The 24,745-nt window shown below is 37.7% G+C and carries 14 protein-coding genes and 1 tRNA gene; 9 read left to right on the forward strand and 6 right to left on the reverse strand.

Translation table 11 applies throughout. From position 1 onward, the window contains the following. Nucleotides 1-13 precede the first annotated feature (13 nt). Both dxs and BM361_RS15370 read left to right on the forward strand, forming a co-directional pair. On the forward strand, nt 14-1,783 hold the full coding sequence (gene dxs, locus BM361_RS15365; protein WP_074979962.1) for a 1-deoxy-D-xylulose-5-phosphate synthase: 1,770 nt from the start codon (nt 14-16) through the stop codon (nt 1,781-1,783). 42 nt (nt 1,784-1,825) lie between these two features. Continuing rightward, entirely contained in the window at nt 1,826-2,929 is a 1,104-nt protein-coding gene (locus tag BM361_RS15370) for a DUF3078 domain-containing protein (protein WP_038266987.1), read from the forward strand. 11 nt (nt 2,930-2,940) lie between these two features. Here BM361_RS15370 and BM361_RS15375 read toward each other — a convergent pair whose 3' ends face one another. Together BM361_RS15375 and BM361_RS15380 are read right to left on the reverse strand one after the other, a co-directional pair. Next, nucleotides 2,941-5,253, reverse strand: coding sequence for a penicillin-binding protein 1A (locus tag BM361_RS15375; RefSeq protein ID WP_074979963.1), 2,313 nt, complete (start codon nt 5,251-5,253; stop codon nt 2,941-2,943). Nucleotides 5,254-5,788: 535 nt separating this feature from the next. Then, nucleotides 5,789-5,870: transfer RNA gene (locus BM361_RS15380), tRNA-Leu, on the reverse strand. A 101-nt stretch (nt 5,871-5,971) separates the two neighbouring features. On the opposite strand from BM361_RS15380, the gene BM361_RS15385 reads away from it, so the two are divergent. The 7 genes from BM361_RS15385 to BM361_RS15415 all read left to right on the forward strand — a co-directional run bounded on the left by BM361_RS15385 (nt 5,972) and on the right by BM361_RS15415 (nt 17,559). Further along, the gene (locus tag BM361_RS15385; RefSeq protein ID WP_074979965.1) at nt 5,972-7,360 is read left to right on the forward strand and encodes a dipeptidase; all 1,389 of its coding nucleotides are present in this window, start codon (nt 5,972-5,974) and stop codon (nt 7,358-7,360) included. Nucleotides 7,361-7,382: 22 nt separating this feature from the next. Further along, nucleotides 7,383-9,707 (forward strand): S9 family peptidase, encoded by a 2,325-nt coding sequence (locus BM361_RS15390; protein WP_083425971.1) that lies wholly within the window; start codon nt 7,383-7,385, stop codon nt 9,705-9,707. A gap of 107 nt (nt 9,708-9,814) precedes the next feature. Continuing rightward, nucleotides 9,815-11,203: an aminopeptidase P family protein gene (locus BM361_RS15395; protein ID WP_074979966.1), complete on the forward strand. Its 1,389-nt coding sequence runs from the start codon at nt 9,815-9,817 to the stop codon at nt 11,201-11,203. 446 nt (nt 11,204-11,649) lie between these two features. After that, a complete protein-coding gene (locus tag BM361_RS15400) occupies nt 11,650-12,015 on the forward strand; it encodes a BlaI/MecI/CopY family transcriptional regulator (protein WP_074979968.1) in 366 nt (121 codons plus the stop codon). Between the two features lie 3 nt (nt 12,016-12,018). Beyond that, on the forward strand, nt 12,019-14,190 hold the full coding sequence (locus BM361_RS15405) for a M56 family metallopeptidase (RefSeq protein ID WP_083425972.1): 2,172 nt from the start codon (nt 12,019-12,021) through the stop codon (nt 14,188-14,190). A gap of 148 nt (nt 14,191-14,338) precedes the next feature. Further along, complete coding sequence (locus BM361_RS15410; RefSeq protein WP_139226735.1) at nt 14,339-15,367, forward strand: hypothetical protein; 1,029 nt, start codon at nt 14,339-14,341, stop codon at nt 15,365-15,367. Nucleotides 15,368-15,513: 146 nt separating this feature from the next. After that, nucleotides 15,514-17,559 (forward strand): alginate lyase family protein, encoded by a 2,046-nt coding sequence (locus BM361_RS15415; protein ID WP_083425973.1) that lies wholly within the window; start codon nt 15,514-15,516, stop codon nt 17,557-17,559. Between the two features lie 96 nt (nt 17,560-17,655). Here BM361_RS15415 and BM361_RS15420 read toward each other — a convergent pair whose 3' ends face one another. The 4 genes from BM361_RS15420 to BM361_RS15435 form a co-directional block, all read right to left on the reverse strand. Next, on the reverse strand, nt 17,656-20,472 hold the full coding sequence (locus BM361_RS15420; protein WP_074979973.1) for a M16 family metallopeptidase: 2,817 nt from the start codon (nt 20,470-20,472) through the stop codon (nt 17,656-17,658). Between the two features lie 128 nt (nt 20,473-20,600). Then, nucleotides 20,601-21,932: a thioredoxin family protein gene (locus tag BM361_RS15425; RefSeq protein WP_074979975.1), complete on the reverse strand. Its 1,332-nt coding sequence runs from the start codon at nt 21,930-21,932 to the stop codon at nt 20,601-20,603. A 17-nt stretch (nt 21,933-21,949) separates the two neighbouring features. Next, nucleotides 21,950-23,290: a thioredoxin family protein gene (locus BM361_RS15430; protein WP_074979976.1), complete on the reverse strand. Its 1,341-nt coding sequence runs from the start codon at nt 23,288-23,290 to the stop codon at nt 21,950-21,952. 19 nt (nt 23,291-23,309) lie between these two features. After that, nucleotides 23,310-24,653 (reverse strand): thioredoxin family protein, encoded by a 1,344-nt coding sequence (locus tag BM361_RS15435; protein WP_074979978.1) that lies wholly within the window; start codon nt 24,651-24,653, stop codon nt 23,310-23,312. Nucleotides 24,654-24,745 lie beyond the last annotated feature (92 nt).

The following is a 24,745-nucleotide window of genomic DNA, read 5'->3' on the forward strand; positions in this document are numbered from 1 at the left end:
GTACTTTTGCCTAATGGCATCAAATTTACTCACATCTATTAACACTCCGGATGACTTGAAAAAGTTAGCTCCTGAACAGCTACCTCAGCTGGCAAAGGAGTTAAGATCCTTTATCATTGACATACTCTCTGTTAAGGAAGGACACCTGGGAGCAAGCTTAGGTGTGGTCGAGCTAACCATCGCCTTACATTATGTTTTCAACACACCGGATGACCTTTTAGTTTGGGACGTTGGGCATCAAGCTTACGGACATAAAATCCTAACAGAACGAAGGGAGGTCTTTCACACGAACAGGCAGCTCAATGGGATTAGTGGATTTCCTAAACGTTCAGAAAGTAAATACGATACTTTTGGAGTCGGCCATAGCTCCACAAGCATTTCAGCAGCATTGGGAATGGCTATCGCCTCTAATTTAAAAGGTTTAACAGACAGACACCATATAGCTGTTGTCGGAGACGCCTCTATTGCAAGCGGAATGGCTTTTGAAGCGCTGAACCATGCCGGGGTTTCAGATGCTAATCTCCTGGTTATTCTTAACGACAATACCATTGGGATTGATCCAAGTGTTGGTGCACTTAAAGAATATTTAACCAATGTTAAAGAGCGTAAACTTCGCAATCAACAAAACATTTTTGAGGCCTTAAACTTTAATTATTCAGGACCGATTAATGGCCATGATATTGACATTGTAGTTAATGAGCTTAGTCGTCTTAAAAAAATTAAGGGCCCCAAATTTCTGCATATTATCACCACAAAAGGCAAGGGATTAAAAAAGGCAGAACAAGATCAGGTTCGTTATCACGCTCCAGGAAAATTTGACAAGGTAACAGGCGAATTGGCTCCAAAGACAAATAAGGTTCAACCACCTAAATTTCAGGATGTATTCGGGCGTACTATTGTAGAGTTAGCCCAGAAAAACAAAAAGATTGTAGGGATTACCCCTGCCATGCCAACAGGTAGTTCTTTAAAATTCATGATGGATGAAATACCAGACCGAGCCTTTGATGTTGGTATTGCCGAACAGCATGCCGTGACCTTAGCGGCCGGAATGGCAACAGAGGGACTGATCCCTTTCTGTAATATTTATTCCACATTTTTACAACGTGCTTATGACCAGGTCATTCACGATGTAGCCATCCAAAACCTACCGGTCATCTTTTGTTTAGACAGAGCAGGATTAGTTGGGCAGGACGGGGCTACCCACCATGGTGTTTTTGACATCGCCTACCTAAGGTGCATCCCTAACCTCATTATTTTTGCTCCTGCCAATGAGACGGAGCTTAGAAACATAATGTATACCGCACAGCTAGGACTTAATCAACCGATAGCCATTCGATATCCCAGAGGAAGAGGGATTTTAAATGAATGGCGAACTCCTTTTGAAAAAATTGAAATAGGAACAGGAACGCTCCTGAAAGAAGGGAGTAGTATTGCAGTTCTTTCGCTAGGCTTTATAGCTAAAAACGTTACAGAAGCAATTAATCGATTTAATAATGAGAAAATCGCTCACTTTGGCATGCGTTTTGTGAAACCTTTGGACGAAAACTTGTTGCATCATATTTTCAAAAAATTCAATACGGTCATCACGGTTGAAGATGGTTCCATAAAAGGTGGATTTGGAAGTGCTATTGCCGAATTTGCCACTGAACACCACTATACATCAACTATAAAATCGTTGGGGGTACCGGATAGATTTATCGAGCATGGTACAGTAGAACAATTACAAGAAATTGTAGGTATTGATACTAATTCGATTGAAGAAACTTTGCAACAATTTTTATAACGTTATTTTTTTTATCAATTTTGCGTCGCTAAATCACTAATAATGAAACAGTTTGTAGTTTTATTTTTCCTTTTTTGTTGTTATTTCTCATATGCTCAGGTAGATACACTGACAGTTATTAAAAGAGATACTATCGTAAACACCAAAGACACCTTGATTATTAAAAACTATTATTTTATTTCTAAGGTGGATTCTTTGATAAAAAAGATAGCTCCTCCTATTGTAAAGGTTGATTCGGCGGCCATAAAAAAAGATTCTGCGCTCGCTGCGAAGGATACCGTTCCTAAATCTAACTGGACTAAAGAAAACAAACTAGGACTCAGTTTAACTGAAGTTGCTTTTGTAAACTGGAATGCAGGGGGAAATAATTCCTTCTCTGCAATATCCCGCGCGAATTTTGTTCGTAAATACAAAACTCCAATGGTTTCCTGGAATAATGAATTAAGACTTAGCTTTGGTCTCAACGCTCAGGAAGGAAGAGAGTTACGAAAAACCGATGACAGGATCGAGTTTAACTCTACGGCAGGTTTTAAGCGAAAAGAAAAGTCAAGCTGGTATCATTCTGCCAAATTTAATTTTAGAACCCAGTTCAGTAACGGTTATAAATATCCGGATACCGATAATCCTATTTCACGTCTTATGGCACCAGGATATCTTTTTATAGGTATTGGTGCAGAATACATTGAAGACAAGCCTGATTTTAATTTATATATATCTCCATTAACGCAAAAATCAACCTTTGTATTAGATCAAGGATTGGCGGATAAAGGGGCTTTTGGTGTTCAGAAAGCCAAATACGACATGGATGGCAATCTTATCCAACACGGTAAAAACATCTATACGGAGGTGGGTATTCTCATAACGAACTCCTTTAAAAAGGAGATCTCTAAAAATATGAACTTCAACAACCGACTCAACCTATACACAGATTACCTGAATAGTTTTGGTAATGTTGATATTGACTGGGAAATGTTGCTTGACCTAACGGTAAATGAATATGTTAAAGCCAATATTGGAACACATATCATATACGATAACGATGTTAAATTCAAAGAATCTGAAACTCCTGAAGGAGAGGTTGACAAATACGGAGCAAGAATTCAGCTTAAGCAATTACTAGGCGTTGGAATTTCATATTCCTTCTAACTTATTGCTATTTAATCATTCTCTTTTTCTTCCTCATTTTCTTTATTCTTTTTTTTGAGGAAGGAAAAGAACCCTTTGTTCTTTTTCTCTCCGAATTTCTTTTTAGGCGCCTCTGCACCAAACAAACGTTCAAAGAAGGTCTCTTCCCTTACCGGATCACATTCTAGAGCTGCTAAAACTTCTTCTGAAGATTTCTGGAACTTAGCATTTGAAATGGATTGAAATTCATTATCTGAATTAAGCTTTTTAAGAAAAAGTGCCACATTAGGCAATGCTGAATTAGCTCCCTGTCCAATACCGGTATTACTAAAACCGATTCTGTGATCATCATTACCAACCCAGGAGGCCATTACCAGTTTTGGCGTAACACCAACGAACCATCCGTCTTTATTGTTCTGGGTGGTACCTGTTTTCCCGGCCATATCATTTTTTAAACCATACCTACTTCTTAACCTAACTGCAGTCCCTTCATCTACCGTAGCCTTTAGCATCTCTATAATGGTTTCCCTGGTATTCTCAGAAAATGCGGGTTCTTCCGTTGTATTTTCAGCCTCATGTTCCCACAAAACATTCCCTGCTTTATCTTCGATTTTTGTTACTAAATAAGGTTGCACAGAAACTCCATTATTTACATATCCCGTATAGGCCGATGCTAATTCAATCAACGACATTTCTGCCGTTCCGAGTGCCAATGAAGGGACTTCCGGCAACTTGCTTTTAACCCCCATTTTACGAGCTTGATCGACTACCGCATCAATACCTGTTTCATCCATAACCTTTACTGCTATGGTGTTTATGGAATTGCTCAATGCTTTCTCAAGCGAATACTTGACTTCTATATCCTCTTCTTTCTGAGTGGCATTTTCCGGCGTCCAGTCTTCTTCCCCTTCATAGGTAATTGCTTTTAGAGAGAAGTACGTACACGGATCCATTCCATTCTCTAATGCTGCGGTGTATACGAAAGGCTTAAAGGTCGAACCAACCTGTCTTTTACTTTGAATGACATGGTCGTACTTATAAGACTGAAAGTCAATTCCACCGACATAGGCACGAACAGCTCCGGTATGCGGATCCAAGGCAACAAATCCTGTATTCAGAAATTTTAAATAGTGCGATATGCTATCAAGTGTAGACAAGTTTTTTAATTCTTCACTCTTCCAGTCAAAAACTTTCATTTTTTTCTTGAGTTTCAGGGAGTCAAGAATTAACTTTTCTTCCAGCCCTTTCTTTTTCAATCGCTTATATTCGGGCAATTTTCTGGCAGACTCAAGAATGATCTCATTATTTTTCCACGGTTTTCTCTTGCCATAGGCATTTTCAAACTGTGATTGCAAACGACTCATATGTTCTTTCATAGCAGCTTCCGCATATTCCTGCATATCTCTATTAAGGGTGGTATGCACCCGTAAGCCATCCTTATATAAGTCGTATGTTCCTCCATCCTCCTTTTTAAGGTCTGCAACAAGCAATGCAGCCTCTTTTCTAACTTGTTCCCTGAAATAGGGTGCTAACCCATCATTGGCATTAAAATACTGATAGGAGAGGGCTATTTTGTTTTCTTTAACTTCCCTGGCCTCTTCTTCTGTAATAAACTTGTATTTTACCATTTGCTGCAATACCACATCTCTACGGAATTGACTTCGCTCCGGAAACAACCTGGGATTATAGCTATGTGAAGCCTTCAGGCTACCGATCAAGGTGGCTGACTGTGATAAGTTTAACTGAGTCGTTGAACAATTGAAAAACTTTTGTGCTGCACTTTCTATTCCATAGGTATTATCACTAAAAGGAACGGTATTTAAATAAAGGGTAAGGATATCTTCTTTTGAATATATTTTTTCAATTCTTCTGGCAATTATGGCTTCCTTCATTTTAATAACCGGCATACTAAAGATTCCATAGTCATCTCTACCATAAAGATTTTTGGCCAATTGGGTTGTAATGGTACTTCCACCTCCGGAAGAATCATCTCCTAACAAAATGGATTTAAAGAACACTCTTCCTAAACTTCGGGTATCGAGTCCTGAATGTTCATAAAAGCGCACATCTTCAGTAGCGATCAGGGCATCGATTAAATGTTGTGGGAGCTCTTCAAACTTTACAGATTGACGGTCAAAAACAAAGTATTTACCTATAAGTTCATTATTTTCATCTAAAACAAGACTTGCCTGCGCTTGTTTTAATTCCTTTAACTCTTCTACCTTGGGTAATTTTCCCCAGAAACCTGCATAAACAGATAAAAAGAACAGAATACCCAACAGAAAGCATGCGCCAATAATTTTTAAGAACAATTTCAAGAATTGCTTCTTCTTACTTTTACCCATATTTTAGGAGTAGGTTTAAATCTTAACTCGTTTAATATACGACAATAGGGTCTTAAAGAGATGTTAACGTTATGATTATCCCCGAAATAAAATCAAAAACAGGGGATGAAATATAACTTTCATCCCCCATCACAGTTGAGTTACTAATAGCAATCTTGGGTTTTCTTATTTACGTTTTAAATATTGCGCTCTCAGCATTTTCTTTTTCAGGTCACTTACATTTGTCGTTGTTCAGTTTAAATACCTGAAAAATCAAAGTAAGCTCAATACTTTAAACAAGGGAGAAACCCTCACCCCAAGCCCAATTTATTTTCTCAATAAAATTGTAATGAATAGTTCCTCCCTGTATTGTATATGAAAAATGTGTGTATGCAATCCCTTCAAGAAGGTCTTACATATATTAAGACACGGTCAATTCAGAAAAGTCACTTTTAAGTAAAAAAGAAAAGGCTGATAGTCGCATTAAATCATAAAAGGCTAAAAACAAGCTGATTATATGTCAAAAAAAAAGCTTCTCTAATTGAGAAGCTTTCTGTGCGGGTGAAAGGACTCGAACCTTCACACCTTTCGGCACTAGATCCTAAGTCTAGCGTGTCTACCAATTTCACCACACCCGCGGTTATTTTGTGGGTGCAAATATAAATCAATTTTTCAATTTTCAAACCCTAAATGCATAAAAAGTTCTTTTTGTACTTTTGGAAAAACTGAAAATTTCTTCATGGACACTATTAACGAGTATATTGATCAACATAAAGATCGATTTATAAACGAACTTATTGAGTTATTAAAAATACCTTCAGTAAGTGCTGATTCCGCTTTTACACAGGATGTACTTGACACAGCCAAGGCTGTAAAAAACGCACTTGACAAAGCAGGTTGCGATAAAACGGAGATCTGTGAAACACCAGGTTATCCGGTTGTATATGGTGAAAAAATTATTGATCCGAAGTTACCAACTGTATTGGTGTATGGTCATTATGACGTTCAACCGGCAGATCCGTATAATTTATGGGACTCCCCTCCTTTTGAGCCGACGATTAAAAAAACAGAGGCGCATCCTGATGGGGCTATCTATGCTCGTGGTGCCTGTGATGACAAGGGGCAAATGTATATGCATGTAAAGGCCTTAGAGTACATGACCCAGACAGGTAATTTGCCTTGTAATGTTAAATTCATGATCGAAGGAGAAGAAGAGGTTGGAAGTGAAAACCTGGGGTGGTTTATTGAGCGTAATCACGAAAAATTAAAGAATGATGTTATTCTCATTTCAGATACAGGAATGATCGCAAAAGATGTACCTTCTATTACAACAGGGCTTAGGGGGCTTAGTTATGTGGAGGTAGAAGTTACCGGTCCTAACAGGGATTTACATAGTGGGTTGTATGGTGGCGCTGTTGCGAACCCTATTAACATCTTAACCAAAATGATTTCATCGCTTCACGATGAGAACAATCATATTACCGTACCCGGATTTTATGATAAGGTAGAAGAACTATCTGCCGAAGAACGCGCTCAAATGGCCGAAGCTCCATTTTCTTTGGATGCTTATAAACAAGCTTTAGACATTGACGATGTGTACGGAGAGACCGGATATACTACTAACGAACGTAACTCTATTCGTCCGACCCTTGATGTAAATGGTATCTGGGGTGGTTATATAGGAGAAGGAGCTAAAACAGTTATCCCGAGCAAAGCTTATGCGAAAATATCTATGCGCTTAGTTCCTAACCAGGATTGGCAGGAGATTACAGAACTTTTCAAAAAACACTTTGAAAGTATCGCTCCGAATGGCGTTAGGGTAAAAGTTACTCCTCACCATGGGGGTCAGGGTTATGTTACCCCTATTGACAGCCTAGGGTATCAGGCTGCTTCAAAAGCTTACGAAACTACCTTTGAAAAGACACCAATACCGCAGCGAAGCGGAGGAAGTATTCCGATTGTCTCATTATTTGAGAAGGAGTTAAAAAGTAAAACCATCCTAATGGGGTTTGGTTTAGACACCGATGCCATTCACTCTCCGAATGAGCATTTTGGGGTATGGAATTATCTCAAGGGTATTGAAACCATTCCATGGTTCTATAAATATTTTACCGAATTGAATGACTAACTACATAAAACTTCCGACCTAAATGAAAATTTTAAAAAACACTACCGGAAACGTTACACTCAGTATCGTTTCCGCACTTTTAATGATCGGTTGTACGGAAACCCAAACTAAGGAGGCCATTACAACCGCAGACTACCAGGATGCTGCCAAGCACCTTTCTTCTAATTTAAATCAATATGTATATGGCTCTGCTGAACGTGGTCTTTGGACAGGCGATTCCATTTACACCTATCAGAAGAAAACAAAATCAGGTAAAGAGTTTATCACGGTGAACACCAATACTTCGGAGAAGCAAGCTGCTTTTGATCATCAGAAGCTTGCTGAAGCCCTTGCTGGTGTACTCGAAGTGGATGTTAAACCTGAACTGCTTCCGTTTTACGGGATTGCACATACGAGTCATAACACGATCGAATTCAGTATTGATGGTAAAACCTATAGCTGCAACCTGGATGATTATAGTATTTCGACCGTTGAAGCCTCGAATAATGCGAGACCTAATCGTAATGAATATGTAGCACCAAACGGAAAAATAGCTGCCTTTATCAGTGATCATAACTTATGGGTTCGAAATCTGGAGACCGGAGTGAAAACACAACTTACCTCAGACGGAAAACAAGATTATGGCTATGCAACCAACAATGCCGGTTGGATCAAGAATGATCGTCCGGTTTTAAAATGGTCGCCAGACTCTGATAAAATTGCCACTTTTCAGCAAGATGCCAGAGGCGTTGGAGAAATGTATCTTACCAGTACTAAAGTTGGTCATCCTGATTTAGAGGCATGGAAATATGAATTACCCGGAGATAGTATCGTATTCATGTTGGAGCGCGTTATTATCGATATTCCTACCCGAAAAATAACTCGTTTAAAAACAAATGCCGATTATCAACGATCGACCATTACGGACCATGTCGCTGACTGGAGTGGTGAGTTACTGGATGCTGAATGGAGTAAGGATGGCTCTAAGTTTGCTTTTGTGTCTTCATCAAGAGATCATAAAATTGCTGAACTTAAAATTGCGGATGCGAAAACAGGTTCTGTTACTTCTATTTTTAAAGAAGAAGTAGATACTTATTTTGAATCGGGTGTTGACGAAGTTAACTGGCATGTATTGTTTGACAGCAATGAATTTATCTGGTATTCGGAAAGGGATAATTGGGGGCACCTTTATTTGTACAACCTGCAAACAGGCGAGTTAAAAAATCAGATCACTAAAGGCGACTGGCAGGTAAGAGCGGTATTGAAAGTAGATACTGAGGCAAGAAAACTATACTTTACTGCCGGAGGAAAAGAAGAAGGAAACCCGTACCACGATTACCTTTACAGCATAAATTTCGACGGGAGTGACCTAATTTGCCTTACTCCTGATAAAGGAACGCACCGTACGCAAATTTCTCCTTCATGGGAGTATATCGTAGATACTTACTCTAGTACCACCAATGCACCTGTAACTGTTTTAAGAAATATGAAGGGTGAAAAGATCCTGGATTTAGAGGTTACTGATATTTCGGAATTAAAGGCCAACGGATGGCAGGAGCCAATTGAGTTCACTACCAAAGCCAGAGATGGAGAAACCGACTTATACGGTATCATGTATGTTCCTAGCTCGTATAAGGATAGTGAGTCGTATCCGGTGCTTAATTATATCTATCCCGGGCCACAATCAGGGAGTGTGGGCAATTATTCGTTCAGAGCTGCCCGAAGCGATTTCCAGGCTATTGCCGAATTAGGTTTTGTGGTCGTAGCTGTGGATGCTATGGGTACTCCGGGAAGGTCGAAATCGTTTCACGATGCCTATTATGGTAATATGGGAGATAATGGTTTACCAGATAATATCACGACGATCAAGCAACTTGCGGAAAAGTATCCGGCCATGGATACTACCCGTGTTGGGATCTGGGGGCATTCCGGAGGTGGATTTGCTTCAACGGATGCTGTATTGCGTTATCCTGACTTTTATGATGTTGCCGTTTCGAGTTCGGGGAATCACGATAACAGAAACTATGAAGCTGATTGGGGTGAAAAATGGCATGGTTTATTAAAAACGAATCCTGACGGAACTACCAACTATGACAGTCAGGCCAATCAACTACTAGTAGAAAATTTAAAAGGGAAATTACTCTTAGCCCATGGTACGATGGACAACAATGTACCTCCTTCCAATACGCTATTGGTTGTAGAAGCTCTTATTAAAGCAAATAAAGATTTTGATCTCATCATGTATCCGAATAAAAGACATGGTTATGGAGACATGACCAAGTACATGATGCGTAAGCGATGGGATTATTTTGTAAAACATTTAAAAGGAGTTGAACCGCCTAAAGAATTTTCATTAGACGAGCTCTAAGCATCGAATATCTTAAATAGTTCTAAAAGTCCTTGAAAATCTTCAAGGACTTTTTTTAGATCCTATAATTCTATATACATTTGAGGCTCAATTAAAAAAACACACCTATGTTTTCAAAAGATATATATGTTTCGAGAAGGCAACAGTTACAAGCGACTGTTAAAAGTGGTATCTTATTATTTCCGGGAAACGGCAATGTTGGAATGAATTGCAGAGACAACTGGTTTCATTTCCGTCAGGACAGCACGTTTTTGTACTATACCGGAATCAATCAACCTGATTTATATTTTCTGATCGATATAGACAACGATAAAGAAATTCTTTTTGGTAACGACCTCACTCCGGAAGATATGGTATGGGTAGGTGCTGCTGATCCGTTGCAGGTTTTTGCAGACAAAGCAGGCATTCAAGAAGTTCGACCATTAAAGGAGCTTGCCTCATACCTTAAAACGGCAAGCGGTAAAGGACAGAAAGTACATTATCTACCTCCATACCGAGCGCAGACCACTGTTGAAATCAGTGAAATGCTGGACATTCCTACCCAGGAGGTTGCTAATCAAAAATCTGTTGATTTCATTAAGGCCGTTGTAGCACAACGTTCATATAAAAGTGATATTGAATTATCGGAAATCACTAAAGCAGTTGACATTACGGCCGACATGCATATCCATGCTATCAAAAATGTAAAGGTGGGTCGCACTGAAAAAGAAATTGCTGCAGAATTAGAGGCCATTGCTTCTGCCAAAGGAAGCAGTATTTCCTTCCCTATTATTTTAACAAAGGATGGACAATACTTACATAATCATGCTACCTCAGCCGTATTGAATGAAGGCGACCTGGTATTGGTTGATTGCGGAGCGGAGACTTTGATGAATTACGCAGGAGATATGACTAGAACCATGCCTGCAGGAGAGCGATTTACCGACCTGCAAAAGGAGGTTTACAATATTGTTTTAGATGCGCATGAATCGTCTATCGCTGCATTAAAACCGGGTGTCTTGTTTAAAGATGTTCACGAGTTAGCTGCTTCGAGACTTGTTGAAGGTCTTAAAGGCATGGGACTCATGAAAGGGAATACAGAAGATGCAGTTCAAGCAGGAGCGCACACCTTATTCTTCCAGTGCGGATTAGGACATATGATGGGGATGGATGTTCACGATATGGAGAATTTAGGAGAAGAATATGTGGGATACACAGAAACACTTAAGAAAAATCCAGCGTTCGGATTCAGATCTTTACGATTGGGTAGAGCCTTAGAAGAACGATTTGTTATTACTGTAGAACCAGGCTTATATTTCAATCCATTCCTGATCGACAAATGGAAAGCAGAAGGGAAATATACTGACTTCGTGAATTACGATGCAGTAGAAAAATTTAAAACCTTCGGTGGAATCAGAGTAGAAGAAGATCTTTTAATTACTAAAGATGGTAGTCAGATTCTAGGAAAGCCAGTTGCTAAAACGGTTGCTGATGTAGAGGAGTTGAAGAATTCTTAATAATATTCACAACATATAAGGAGTCCGCCTGGTTAAAGTTACCCAGGCGGGCTTTTTTTTGACTGCTCTTCACATCAATAGATATCAAAAGTGGAATACCCCTCTTTTGTAAGGAGCCTCTTTATATTCTTATATATTTCCAACACATACTTCAGGCATACACCAACTATACTTTATCCATACTGTATCTATACCTTATCCATGCCTTTGCACCGGGCCTAGAGTACCTAAACCCATAGTATTCAACTGTTTAATATTTCTTTAAGCTCCTCTAAAAAAACACCCTTATTTGCCGGCAACCACGATCATTATATGAGGATTGAATCTTCTTTATCTTCCCTGTTATCTCGGTAAGCTTTATTAATTAATTCTTAAAATTATTACCTCTACAGTTGTAGAATTAAATTTTATTTCTACATTTGTAGAGAACAATACCATTATAGTCTATGAAACTATCAAAATCAGAAGAGGAGGTGATGAATCATTTATGGAGGTTAAAGAAAGCTTTTATGAAAGATTTATTGGAACAATACGAAGAGCCAAAGCCTGCCAATACGACTATTGCCACCCTTTTAAAGCGTATGCAGGACAAGGGGTTTGTTTCTTACAAGCTTTTTGGCAAATCGCGGGAATATTATCCTTTGGTTACGAAAGAGAGCTATTTTTCAAAACAATTGAAAGGCTTGATCAAGAACTTCTTTAACGATTCACCGGCTCAGTTTGCTTCATTTTTTACGGAGAAGACTGATTTGAGCGAGGAAGAATTAAAGGAATTAAGAAAGATTATCGACGATCAATTAAAGAAATCGTAAATCATGCTATTCTACTTTATAAAATCGGGAGCTTGTTTAGCTATTTTATTAGTGTTTTATAAGTTTTTCTTAGAAAAGGAAGGCATACATACCTTTAAGCGCTATTACCTCCTGACAGCTGTTATTATAAGTTTTGTTATTCCTTTGATAACCTTCACGCAATATATTGAGGTTTCAGAAGGGGCCACTCCTGTATTTACCGGTGCCATGTCTTTTGATGAAGACACTAGTGCCTTATCAACCGTTAGTTACCGGCCTGCCGTTTTATGGAGCATCTACGGTATTGGAGTCCTGTTCTTTTACCTGCGATTCCTGGTACGAATAAAAGGCATTATAAACCGAATAAAACAGAACCCTGTTAAGCAATACGCTATTTATACCAACGTATTACACAAAGACAAACTAGCGCCCCATACCTTTTTAAAATACATCTTTTTAAACGGCGACGACTACCATCAAAACAACATCCCGGACGAGGTATTATTACACGAAAAGGCTCATGCCAGGCAGCAACACTCGCTCGATATTATATTTCTGGAAGTCTTACAGATTATATGCTGGTTTAATCCGTTCATTTATTGGGCTAAAAGGCATATCAAACTAAACCATGAGTTCTTAGCAGACCGCGAGGTTTTAAATCACGGAGTTCATTCATCAACCTATCAGGAACTATTACTGGCATTCTCATCAAGTGCCAAACATACAGGCCTTTCTAGTGCCATTAATTATTCATCAATCAAAAAACGATTTACCGTTATGAAAAAACAAACATCAAATTTCACCTGGCTGAAGTCGGCTTTATTATTGCCACTGTTAGCGGTACTTATTTACAGTTTTAGTGAAAAAGAAACTAAGTTGATACACGATCAACCAGATGTGATTGTACTGAAAATGTCAATCGATAATGAAATTGAATTTCAAGAATCTACCTTCACCTTAAAAACCATCGAACAGAAACTCTCCAGTTATATTGAAAGAGGGGAAGTTCATATTGAATATGGTCCGGATGTAAGCGTTGAGGCTTGCAATTCACTTCATAACCTTTTGATTACGCTTGGCTTTCCTACTATTAAAGAATATGCTATTGGAACGAATGGAATTCTGATGAAGGAAATGTACAATCACCTATTGGAAGCAAACACTCCCGAGGAAGCCTTGCGCGAATATAATAGTTTAGTTAAACATTATAATACCTTCAACCTGGAAAAGGGTATGGACCTTATCGATATTAGTAAAATTCAACATCTCTACGAAAAGTTATCGCCAGAGCAAAAGAAATCTGCTGAACCTTATCCTGATTTATCCTCTTTTAAAAATTCGAAAAAGTTAATTACAACCATACAACAGGGTGCTTCCAAAAAAATGATTGCCGAATACAACAAACTGGCGAGAAAATACAAGAATGCTAATTCCGGCACCATTAAAATTGATAAAAAGGAGGTAGAGCGTATGTATTATATCTACGGTATCATGACGGAAGCGCAGAAAAAGGAGGCGGAGCCTTATCCCAATATTCCACCCCCACCACCAGGATCATCTAACACGGCCAATTATTCAAAATCCAGAAGCAAATTTTTAGCATACGTTACGCCTAAAGGAGCATGGCCACAAGTATATTTAAGTTTACCAGAGGACGAAGCCAAGGTTGCTAAAAAATTATACGACCGTATGATTGAGGCTTATTACCAACTGAGTGCGGAAGAAAAAAGTAACCAGGAAAAATTACCACCTCCTCCTCCACCTGCGCGGAAACACAAGCAGGTAAAAGAAGAAATCATCGAAGTTATTGAGGTCCCGGCACCCCCTGCTCCACCAAGACCTAAAGAGCCTGTAGTTATAGAGGTAGTTGAAGAAAGAGCGAGTGAGGTAGTAGAGGTACGCGAGGTCATTGAGGTGGTTGAAGTTCCTGTAGAAACAGAAAACACTCCTAAAAAGGTAATTCAGGTTATGGAGGTAGAAGGTGCCGTGCCACCTCCACCGCCACCACCGAATCCGGAAGAGCACATGAAGGAGCTAGCCAAGCAAAACGCAACGTTTTATTTTAACGGTTCGAAGATCAGTGCTAAAAAAGCGATTGAACTGGTAAAATCAAAAAAAGCGATCAACATATCGGTTCTCAAAGGTAATGAAGGCATACCTACGGTAAAACTAACCGACCAACCTATTGAACACTAAACAAGTAACTATATTGACCGGTTCGCCTCAAAGAATTCTTTGAGGCTTTTTTATGTTATATTTTTGGCATAGTAATTGTAGGAATTGGATTAAATTATTGAACCAATCAAATACATCCAAAATTATGACCAAAACACTTCTCATGTTTATGGCAATCACATTATGTATTGCCTGCAAGTCAGATCCTGAAAAAAAAGAATCAACTACTAGCACCTCTATTCGTCCGGATTATATTGCTTATCAAAGCCATATCAGTATGGCTGAAAAGCACATCCTGGACTCCAACTATGTGGCCGCCTTTAAGCAATACGACACCGCATTTACTTTGGTGAAAAAACCACTTGCCAAACACTGTTTTACCGCTATGCAGGTTAGTGCTACCGTAGACAGCCTTGATCATTTTAAGAAATATAGCCTTGAAGGAATGCGCCGAGGCTTGTTGCCGCAATATTTTAAAGAAGACTCTCTGCTAAACGGCTACCTAAAGCAAAAAGAACTGTATCCATTTATAGATGAAAATTTTGAGTCCAGTAATAAAATCTATGAAGAAAGCATCAACACTTTTTTAAGCGATACCTTGTATAAGTTAACAATCTTAGATCAAAAATGGAAAGTACATTATTGGGATTCCTTAGCAAGGGTAGACCCTATAAACAAACCTAAATATGATTCTTTATACAATATTGTCATCAGTGATATTGTGGAAAACAAATTGATTCCCTTGATTAAAGATTATGGGTATCCGGGTGAACGACTAATTGGCGCTAGTGCTGTAGGATATGATCCTAATGACTCCTATAGGAGAGCATACGTCCAAAATTCAGCAAAAATCATTCTATGGCACTATTATTCCCTGCCTAGACAAAAATGTGATTATAATGATCTTTTTTGGGAAGAAGTAACGAACGGGAACTTAGACCCCGGACATTATGCTACCTTTATTGACTTTCAGGCAAGAAAAGGTGCAGACACTATTTGTAACAATGTCAAAATCTACGACCAACATTTTATCGTCACGGATTCCACAAGATTTGATGAGTTTAATACCAGAAGGGCTCAACTTGGTTTAGAACCAATCGAGGAACGCAATAAAAAATACAAACGAGGTCAAAAAGCTTGTAAAGAAATTAAAGAAGGAAACTTTAAGCACATCAAACTCTTTTACTGGTGTGGTTAAAATAAAAGCCCGCTAAAATAGCGGGCTTTATTTTCTGATTATTGTTCCATTAAACACTCTTTATGTTAGAAAACAAAAAACAGTTTGTCATCAACCATTAGATCATCTATTTTTAAGCTTAGAGGTATCAAACAATCTAAACATTGATGAAATTTATAACAATCGCTTTTTTCCTAATTTGTTCTTTCCTCCATCGCCAGCCCGCACATGCGCAACATTGGAAAGAAATTAAAACAGTTGAGGACTTAAACACCAACTATCCTGAATTAATCAACCATCTTTTCTCCCGAATTGATCTCACCTATGATGGTCTTGATGTTGTAGATAGTGTGCTCCGGCAGAACGATACCATTGAAGCCTGTAAACTATTAATTCAGTATTATCAACACAATCGTAACGGTTCTAAATACAGAAAATCAAACATCCCCCCTACTGATATTTCAGTTGCCAAAGCCGATACCATCCTTAAAAATGTATTTACAATTCAAAATGTAAAGGGAAAAGTACCATGGGGTGACGACGGACATAGAGACTGGCACTATAAAGGCCCGAATAACGACAGGGAATGGGCCTGGTTATCGAATCGTCATTTTCAGATTGATACGGTCTACCATGCTTATTTAAAAACCGGAAACTCCAAATATGTTAGTTATATCGATGAGTTTCTTCGCGATTTCATTATTAAGAGTCAGCCCTACCCTGAGAAATGGGGAACTGATGCTATCTGGAGGGGGTTAGAAGTTTCGTACCGGAATAAATACTGGACTTCCATTTTTTACGGAACCATCAATAACGATTTAATTTCAGATGCTACCAAACTATTATTATTGTCCAGCTTACCGGATCATGCGCATTACAGCAGGCATTTTCATGCAAAAAAGAATAACTGGCTCACCATGGAATTATCGGGATTAGCAGTTATTGCTGCTCATTTTCCAGAATTTAAAGGTGCAGATGAGTGGTTGGATTATGCCATAGATAAAATGGGCAAGAGCATTACGGAACAGGTATATCCTGATGGAGTGCAAAAGGAACTTAGCTCTCACTATCATTATGTAACCATCGATAATTTTGAACAGTTTAAATCCACATGTGAGATCGCTGGTAAAGCCTTACCGGAATTCTATCATGAAACATTGCAAAAAATGTATAATTACCTGGCCCAATCCATTCGACCGAATGGTTATGGGGTATTGAACAACGATAGTGACCTGGACTATAATTTCGAACGATTGGAGAAAGCCAATCAAAAATATGATATCCCTAACTGGAAACATCTCCATAAACACACCGATAAATACATAAGTAACCCGGACGAGGTTTCATTTATTTTCCCATGGGCGGGTCAGTTTATATCCCGAAATCACTATGGTATTGATGCCCACTGGTCGTTCTTTGACATTGGACCCTGGGGAACAGGGCATCAACACAAAGACAAACTCCATCTATCGGTGGCTGCTTTTGGCAAGGACTTTTTAGTAGACTCCGGAAGGTTTGCCTATACGGGAGCGGTGGCAAAAAAATTCAGAAAATATGCGCAAAGCAGTGCAGGACACAATACATTGTTGATCGATGGTCAGGGACAGGCTCCGGGGCCTAAGGAAACGGAAAATCCTTTATCGGCGTTGCACTATAAGATCACCGATGTCTATGATTATGCCTGGGGTTCGTTTGATCAGTTTGACGATCTCGAAGGGACGGCAGAACACCAACGGACTATGCTATATGTTCGCGATGAATTTTGGATCATTACAGATCGTGTGGTTAGTGATCAGCCCAGAAGCATCGAAACCCTTTGGCACTGGCATCCGGAGCATCAAATTCAGGTGAAGGATCAAATCGTTTCTACAAATAATTCAGGTGGTAACCTGGCTATTATTCCTGTAAATAATCAAGATTTCGAAATCTCTAATATCAGTGGTGCTGAGACGCCAAACATTCAGGGTTGGTATAGTTCGGAATACAATAAATTTCGACCTAACACGACCACCATTTATAAGACTACGGTCAGGGACGCTCAACCGCTTGTTTGGATTCTGTACCCATTTAAAGGTGAGAAAAATGAATTAAAAGCTAAAATCAAAAAAATTGACAAGAACGGGGTGTATCTTAAAATAAAAACCAATAATGACCATTTCGATATTTACGTTCCGTATACAGATAGCAATAAGGTCGATTTTAAAAAGAAATGATTCCAATGATTACTATTTAAATGCTTTATAATTTTAGATTAAATAACAAAGCCCGCTATTAAAGCGGGCTTTGTGGTTTTTAAATCTTATAGTTATTTACTGCATTGTATCTTTAGGAAACACCATCAGATCAAGAACGTCTGCGTCTTTTAAAAAGGTTTTCGCTGCGTTTTCAATATCCTCGGGCGTTACGTTATCTATAATATCATCATAATACGATGATGCCAGCATATTTTCACCATTTCTATAATACGTTCTCAGGGCATTCATCCAAAAACGGTTACTTTCCGTACTGTGTTCTGAATTTTTCTTCATGTTAAACGCTACCTTATCCAGATCATCTTGCCTTACATGCGTTTTAACTTTTTCCAATTCATTATACACAAGAGATTTTAGATAGTCTGCTCTATCCGGATCGCATTGAAACGATATATCTAGTGATAACATACTTTCCGGAATACGGGATCCTCTTGATTTAACACTCACTCCATAGGTACCTCCTTCTTTTTCTCTAATATTCTCCGTAAAACGTAAATTCAAGATTGAGCCTAAAATAGAATGATAGATGATTTTTTCTCGGGAGTATTCTATATCGGTTCGCATTTTTATTTGAACCCCTGATTTAGGTGTTCCCATTTTCACCATAATTTTATGTTCGTTCTTCCCTTTAGGGAAATAATTACCGTGATTGATTATAGATTCATTCCTACCCATATCGGAAATGGCACCAATGTATTTTTCCACAAGAGGCTTAATAACCTCTTCCTGTACATCTCCAACTATAAAGAAGGTAAAATCACCCGCATTGCTAAAACGGTCTGAGTAAATTTCTTTTAACCGATCAAAAGATATCTGATCCAAGTACTTTTCATCAAACTTCAGCATTCTTGGATTCCCATTATTAACGATGTTATTTACCGTATCTTTTACGAAAGAGGTTACACTTTTTACAGCATTTTTTACCGATGCCCGGTTTCTATCTAAAAGTTCATTAAATTTTTCTTTATCAAATCTAGGCTCTTCAAAGCGCATATACACCAATTTCATCATAGTTTCAACATCTTTAGTTGTTGAATATCCTGAAACTGATTCTGTAAAGTCTCCTATGGAAAAGCTTGAGCTTGCTGTTTTACCTGCCATGACCTTTTTATAAGTAATCGGATCTAACTCACCTATTCCAAAATACCTTGTGTATTGCGAAGCGGCACTATAGGAAGGTATATCTTCAATTCCATAAACTGAAGCACCTCCTTCACTAGCTGCGTATAGTGAAACTGAATTTTTTTGATAATCAGCATATCGATATACCACTTTGGCTCCGTTAGAAAGTATCCACTCTGTTGCTCCGAAAGCATCTACCGGCTTTTCCGTAATCACCTCTCCCCCTATAGGTTCATTTGCCAGCAAATTATCTGCTATTGGGGCACTATCGGTAAAAGGCAACAATTTCTTTTTCTGAACAATTGATGTAATTTTTTGTAGTTCGTTTAAGCTTGGCAGATCATTTTTCTTATTACTCGGACCTGTAACTATATAGACCCTGTTTTTTTCCGTTAACAGATTAACCATGAAATCGTTCACTTCTTTTAAGGTAATTCCGGGTATTATAGATTTAGCAAATTCATAATTAAACCTCTGGTTTGTTAACGAGGCTCCATCTAAATAAACAGATTTCAATGCTTTGGCATAGGAATCGGAACTTATTTTATCGCCCTTTAAATAGTTATTTTCGACCCTTACGAGCATATTTGCTTTCAACCTTTCAAATTCTCCAGCTGTAAAACCATGATTAACAACACGTTGTAATTCCTGATAAACTGCTTCAAAGGCTTCTTTAGATTTTGAAGGTTCTGCAATAGCAGTAATCTTAAAAGTTTTATATCCTCTTACAAAATTCGTGTACTTAACGCTTCCGGATAAAAAAGGAACATCCTCCTTTGCTTTTATTTCGCTATATCGGCCTGCCATCAAAGCATTGAAGAAGCGATTGATGTATTTATTCCGCAAGTCATTTAATGTATTACCCGATTTTTCAGGATGTCTGATATTGAGGGATATGTTTACATTTTTAAGTTCCTTATCGGTTCCCAATGTGTAGAGTGGGCTTTTATTATCCGGAATGTTAATAAACTTTCGTTTTTTAGGATTATCAACGGCCGGAATAGAAGAAAACAGGTCTATCACTCGTTTCTCCATTTCATCTACATTGAAATCCCCTATAATGGCTACCGCCTGGAGATCTGTCCGATACCAATCGTGATAAAAATCACGTAAGGTTTCAGGATCAAAATTTCTAACCACATCCATACTTCCTATAGGAGGGCGATTTGCATAAATAGTATGGTTGTATTTGATATCATTCACCTGCTCGGAAATTCTTGTTCCCAAACCTAATCGAGAGCGCCACTCTTCCTGGATCACCCCACGCTCTGCATCTATTTCTTTTGTTGTCAAGGTCAGTCCGTTACACCAATCACGTAAAATATACAAACAAGAATCCACTACCTTTTCATTAATAGTAGGTACTTTACTGATGTTATAAACTGTTTCATTATGTGCGGTGTAGGCATTAATTTCCTTACCGAACTTAATTCCGTTTCGCTCAAGAAAATCAATCATACTATTTCCAGGAAATGTTGTCGTACCATTAAAAGCCATATGCTCTAAGAAGTGAGCCAAACCATTCTGATCATCATTCTCTAAAACAGATCCAACATTTTGAATAATGTAATAACTGGCTCTGTCTTTAGGGACTTCGTTATGTTTTATATAATAGGTAAGTCCGTTCGGTAAAACTCCTTTTCTAACTGACTTATCGAATGGGACTTCCTCAGATAAGTTATGAAAATCCTGAGCTAAACTTAAAGAAGTAGTAGCCAGCATAGCCAATAAAATTATTGATAGTTTCTTCATGATTTTTGTATCTAAGAATAAGGGCACAAGAATTAGGGTTAGGTTTTACTTGTTTTGCTTAAAGCAATATGAATTTATGTGCCCTTAAGTTTTAATTATTTGTAGAATGCTTACAGGTATTCTGATTATTACAATGTAATCGTCTCACCTGCTTTCATTAGGTCTAAATCTGTCTTTATCGTTGAGAGTCTTTTAAGTTTTTCTTTTTCACCTAGTTTAAGGGCTGCTTCTTTTAGTTCTATCGCCTGGCTCTTATCGCCTATCAAATAAAGTATGTTTGCATAATTACTTGTATTTCTTGCTGATTCGGGCCTGATATAATAGGCAACCTCCATCCAGGACAACACTTCCTTTTTCTCCTCTTCAGTATTTACAAAAGCCACATAATCTTTAACCATTCTATAGATATCCTCACTATAACGTACGGAGTTAGGTCTAATCAATCTTAAGGCGTCGGGATCTCCTGCCGCTCTTTTTTCCAACCAATCGATATAAAAATTCCTTAAATGTTCCTTATCTATCGATGCTACATATTCTACTATATCATCATGTACCAAAGACTTATATTTTTCACCCTGCCCTGTATTGTAATAATAATAGGTATATGTTCTCTTCTTTTGTTCCGCATTAGAAGCAAGACCCACATCTTTTGCGTGCTCCAATGCTAACTCGAGATAGGATGTATCGCGCTTTAAAATGGCATACGCTATAGTTGTACCAATCATTTCTCTTGGAATTTTTTGATAAACTTCTCTGATATCCTTTCTCACATACTTTTTCCAGGCCTTGGTTTTTATATTTCCCTCAATAATTCGGTCAGCCCTACCACCTATAATAATCTGCTTATAGTGATTTGCCAATAATCTTACCATTGTCTTACTCGAATCCGGAATACTTTTTTGAACACTCAAAAAATGCTCTAATACATCGGAATAATTTTCTTCAGTTTTTACCTCGAGTAACTTATCTAAATACTTGGAAATTAATGCTTCGTCATCCTTGTTTTTAATATACAGTTCTGACAAGCGCCCTAAACTATTAGGGTCATTTGCAGAAGCTACTGCTAATTTCGCTTCATTCATAAACTCATCAGCAGGCATTGCTCTTGATGATCTGTAAACCACTTCATCATTCGCATCGATAAACACATAACCAGGGAGGCCATTTATTCCATATTTTTCTTTGAGTTTCGGGCCATTTCCTTTTTCAATATCCAATTTAAACGACACAAAATGCTCATTAAAATATGCGCCTACTTCTTCTTCCATAAAAACAGTCTTAGCCATTTTTTTGCATGGGGCACACCAATCGGCATAACCATCTACAAACAAGATTTTATTTTCTTTTTTGGCCTTGTTAAAAGCTTGTTGAAAATTCCCTTTTTCAAAATGAATACCTTGTGCTACAGCCAAAACAGGTAACAGAAGCAGTATATAAAAAATTGTTTTTCTATTAATCATGAACATATTTTATTAGTTTAAATTGACTTTCCTTTTTTCATTTGTTCAAGTTCATACTCCTTATTTACAAACTTCTTGTCTCTCCTGGGCCAATTCTTAATCGCTCTTTCTTTAAGCTTTACTGCTTTTTTAGACTTTCCATTTATATAGTATACTTCAGCTTTAAGATCGTCCATAAAACAGTTTTCTTCCCTTAGGTCATAACCGTATTCAATCCATTTATTTAGCTTTTTAAATTCTTCTTCAGAAGTAATACGATCTAAATATCCCTTTCCCTTTGAAGCTACCTCTTTAAGAATTTTTGTAGCGCCAAGACCTTCTTTGGTTGCCAAAAGCATACGTTCTCTTTTTTGCACAGGATCTTTGTCATAAGCTTCTTTATATCGCTGGTACATTTCTGCATCTGAAGCCTGAGTTTCGGCAATTGACTTCTCATTTAACAGGCCATTTATATAGGTCTCGGTGAGTTCTTTATAAGCAGTATAATCCTTAACCATATCAAAATAGGCTAACTGCGCATCAATTAAATCCTCTTTATTAATACGTTTTTCAGGTTGTTTTTGATAAGCTTCTATATAAGCTTTCATCAGCTCTGGATCATGTCTCTCCCAGGCTACCTCTTTTGTATTAATAAGTATTTGTTTATTTAACCTTGGTAGTACTTTTGCCTCGTATGGAGAAGCATTTTTCATGTAGGTTTCCAAATTTTCATTGAGGATCTGCTCTCCTTTACTTCCCACAACAAAGTTTCTCACATTATGAATCACATAATCTTTCATTTCGGGGCTCGATTCTTCCATTTCTGTTTGCACCTTTAACCATGCCTCAATAGGATCAGTTAGGTCCTGGCCAAATTCCTTCATTTTTACGATATACATTTTAAGGAACTCTTCGTCATTTAACCTTTTTGGGTATTCGTTTTTAAGATTTTCTAAACTATACCTGCTGTTGATTGATGCTACAGCTCTTTGTCCGGATTTTAAAAACTCATCTTCTGGATTAAATGCTGTGTCTTTAAGAAGTACCTTACCATCAGTATCTAAATACAATAAAGTTGGGTACCCCGTTACGTTATACTGATCGGCAACAGTTTTACCTTCTTTCTCTGCATCTAATTTTAAATTAATAAAGTTTTTATTGTAAAAATCTCCTACTTTTTCGAGTGGAAAGACGATTTTTTCCATTTTTTTACACGGACCGCACCAAACAGTGTAAAAATCTATAAATACCAGCTTATTCTCTTTTTTCGCTTTAACCAATGCTTCCTCTAAGGTTATTTTTTCAAAATTAACGCCTTGAGCAATAGCTATTACAGGCAAGACTAAGAGGCTTAAGAATATTATTTTTTTATTGATCATGAATTCTGAGGTTTAGTAATTAAAGTAATTCTCCTTTTTTCATTTGCTCTAACTCATATTTTTTCGCAGACAATTTTTTGTCATTTTCAGGCCAACTTTCCAAAGCCATTTCCTTAAACTCTATAGCTTTTTTGGTTTTACCTCTTTTATAATACATTTTCGACTTGAGGTCGTCGATTAAGTACTTACTTGAACCTAATTCATAACCGTAACCTATCCACTTTTCTAAAGTTTTGTATTCCCTTTTTGTATTTATATAATCGAGGTATGCCCGCCCTTTTTGGTGAATCTCTTTAGCAATCGATGCTCCTTTTACTCCATTTTTATATGCTTCCAGCATACGTATTGCTTCAGGGGCTTTATTCCCTTCCAAAGGTTTGGCACGTTTCTCATAAATCTTTTCATCTAAGGCTTTAATCTCAACTATAGATTTATCTGCCATCAAACTATCAACATAGACCTCCACAACATCTTTGTATGCGTTCTCATCTTTAAGCATTGCGTAATACACCATTTTATACTCTAATAGATTCCCTCGCTTCTTATAGTTTTCCGGCAACTTGTTAAAACTCTTCATAAAAGTCAACCATAACTCCGGACTTCTGGACTCATAGGCAAAGTCTTTAGTGTTTTGAACAATCTGAACCTGGAAACGCTCCAAATCTCCTTCTTCTTTCCTGGTTGCAATATCCATGTACTCTTCAAAATTTTCATTTATGATATCTTCTCCTTTGGATCCTGCTAAAATGTACTTTCTATATTTTAATAAAAACTCCATCATATCGACATCATCTTCTTCTATCTCATTCTGGACTCTTAACCATGCATCAATCCCTTCGGATGGGTTTTGACCATATTCCAATAATTTTGTAAAATAAATCTTTAAGAAATCAGCATCATCTTGCTTATCAGGAAAATCAGTCTGTAGTTTTTCGAGGCTGTATTGACTATTTGCCGAAGCTACGGCTTCCCGACCAATTTTAATAAAATCATCTGCCATTCGTGCTCCAGACTCTTTATAAACAAGATTGCCATTAGGGTTTAAATATATATAGGTAGGATAACTGTTTACCTTGTATTTTTTAGCTGCCTCAAGACCTTCTTTTTCGGCATCCAGCTTAATATTGATATATTCTTTATTGTATACTTTACCAACTTCCGGTAAAGTAAATACATTTTTTGCCATAGCCTTACAAGGTGCGCACCATGTTGTGTAAAAGTCTATAAACACTAATTTATTTTCTGAGTTAGCTTTTTTCAAGGCTTCTTTTAAGGATATATGTTGAAATTCTATACCCTGTGCTGCTGAACTAAAAACAGCAAAACTGACAAGGGCAATAATCATTAAAACATTTCTTTTCATATATTTTTAGTTTAGTTTACGGTTAATCTATGGATAACTTACTACTATGTAAGACGCGTGATTTTTGTCTAAGAGTGACAACCGGATAAAAA

The organism is Zhouia amylolytica (genome assembly GCF_900116365.1).
Classification (GTDB): domain Bacteria; phylum Bacteroidota; class Bacteroidia; order Flavobacteriales; family Flavobacteriaceae; genus Zhouia; species Zhouia amylolytica.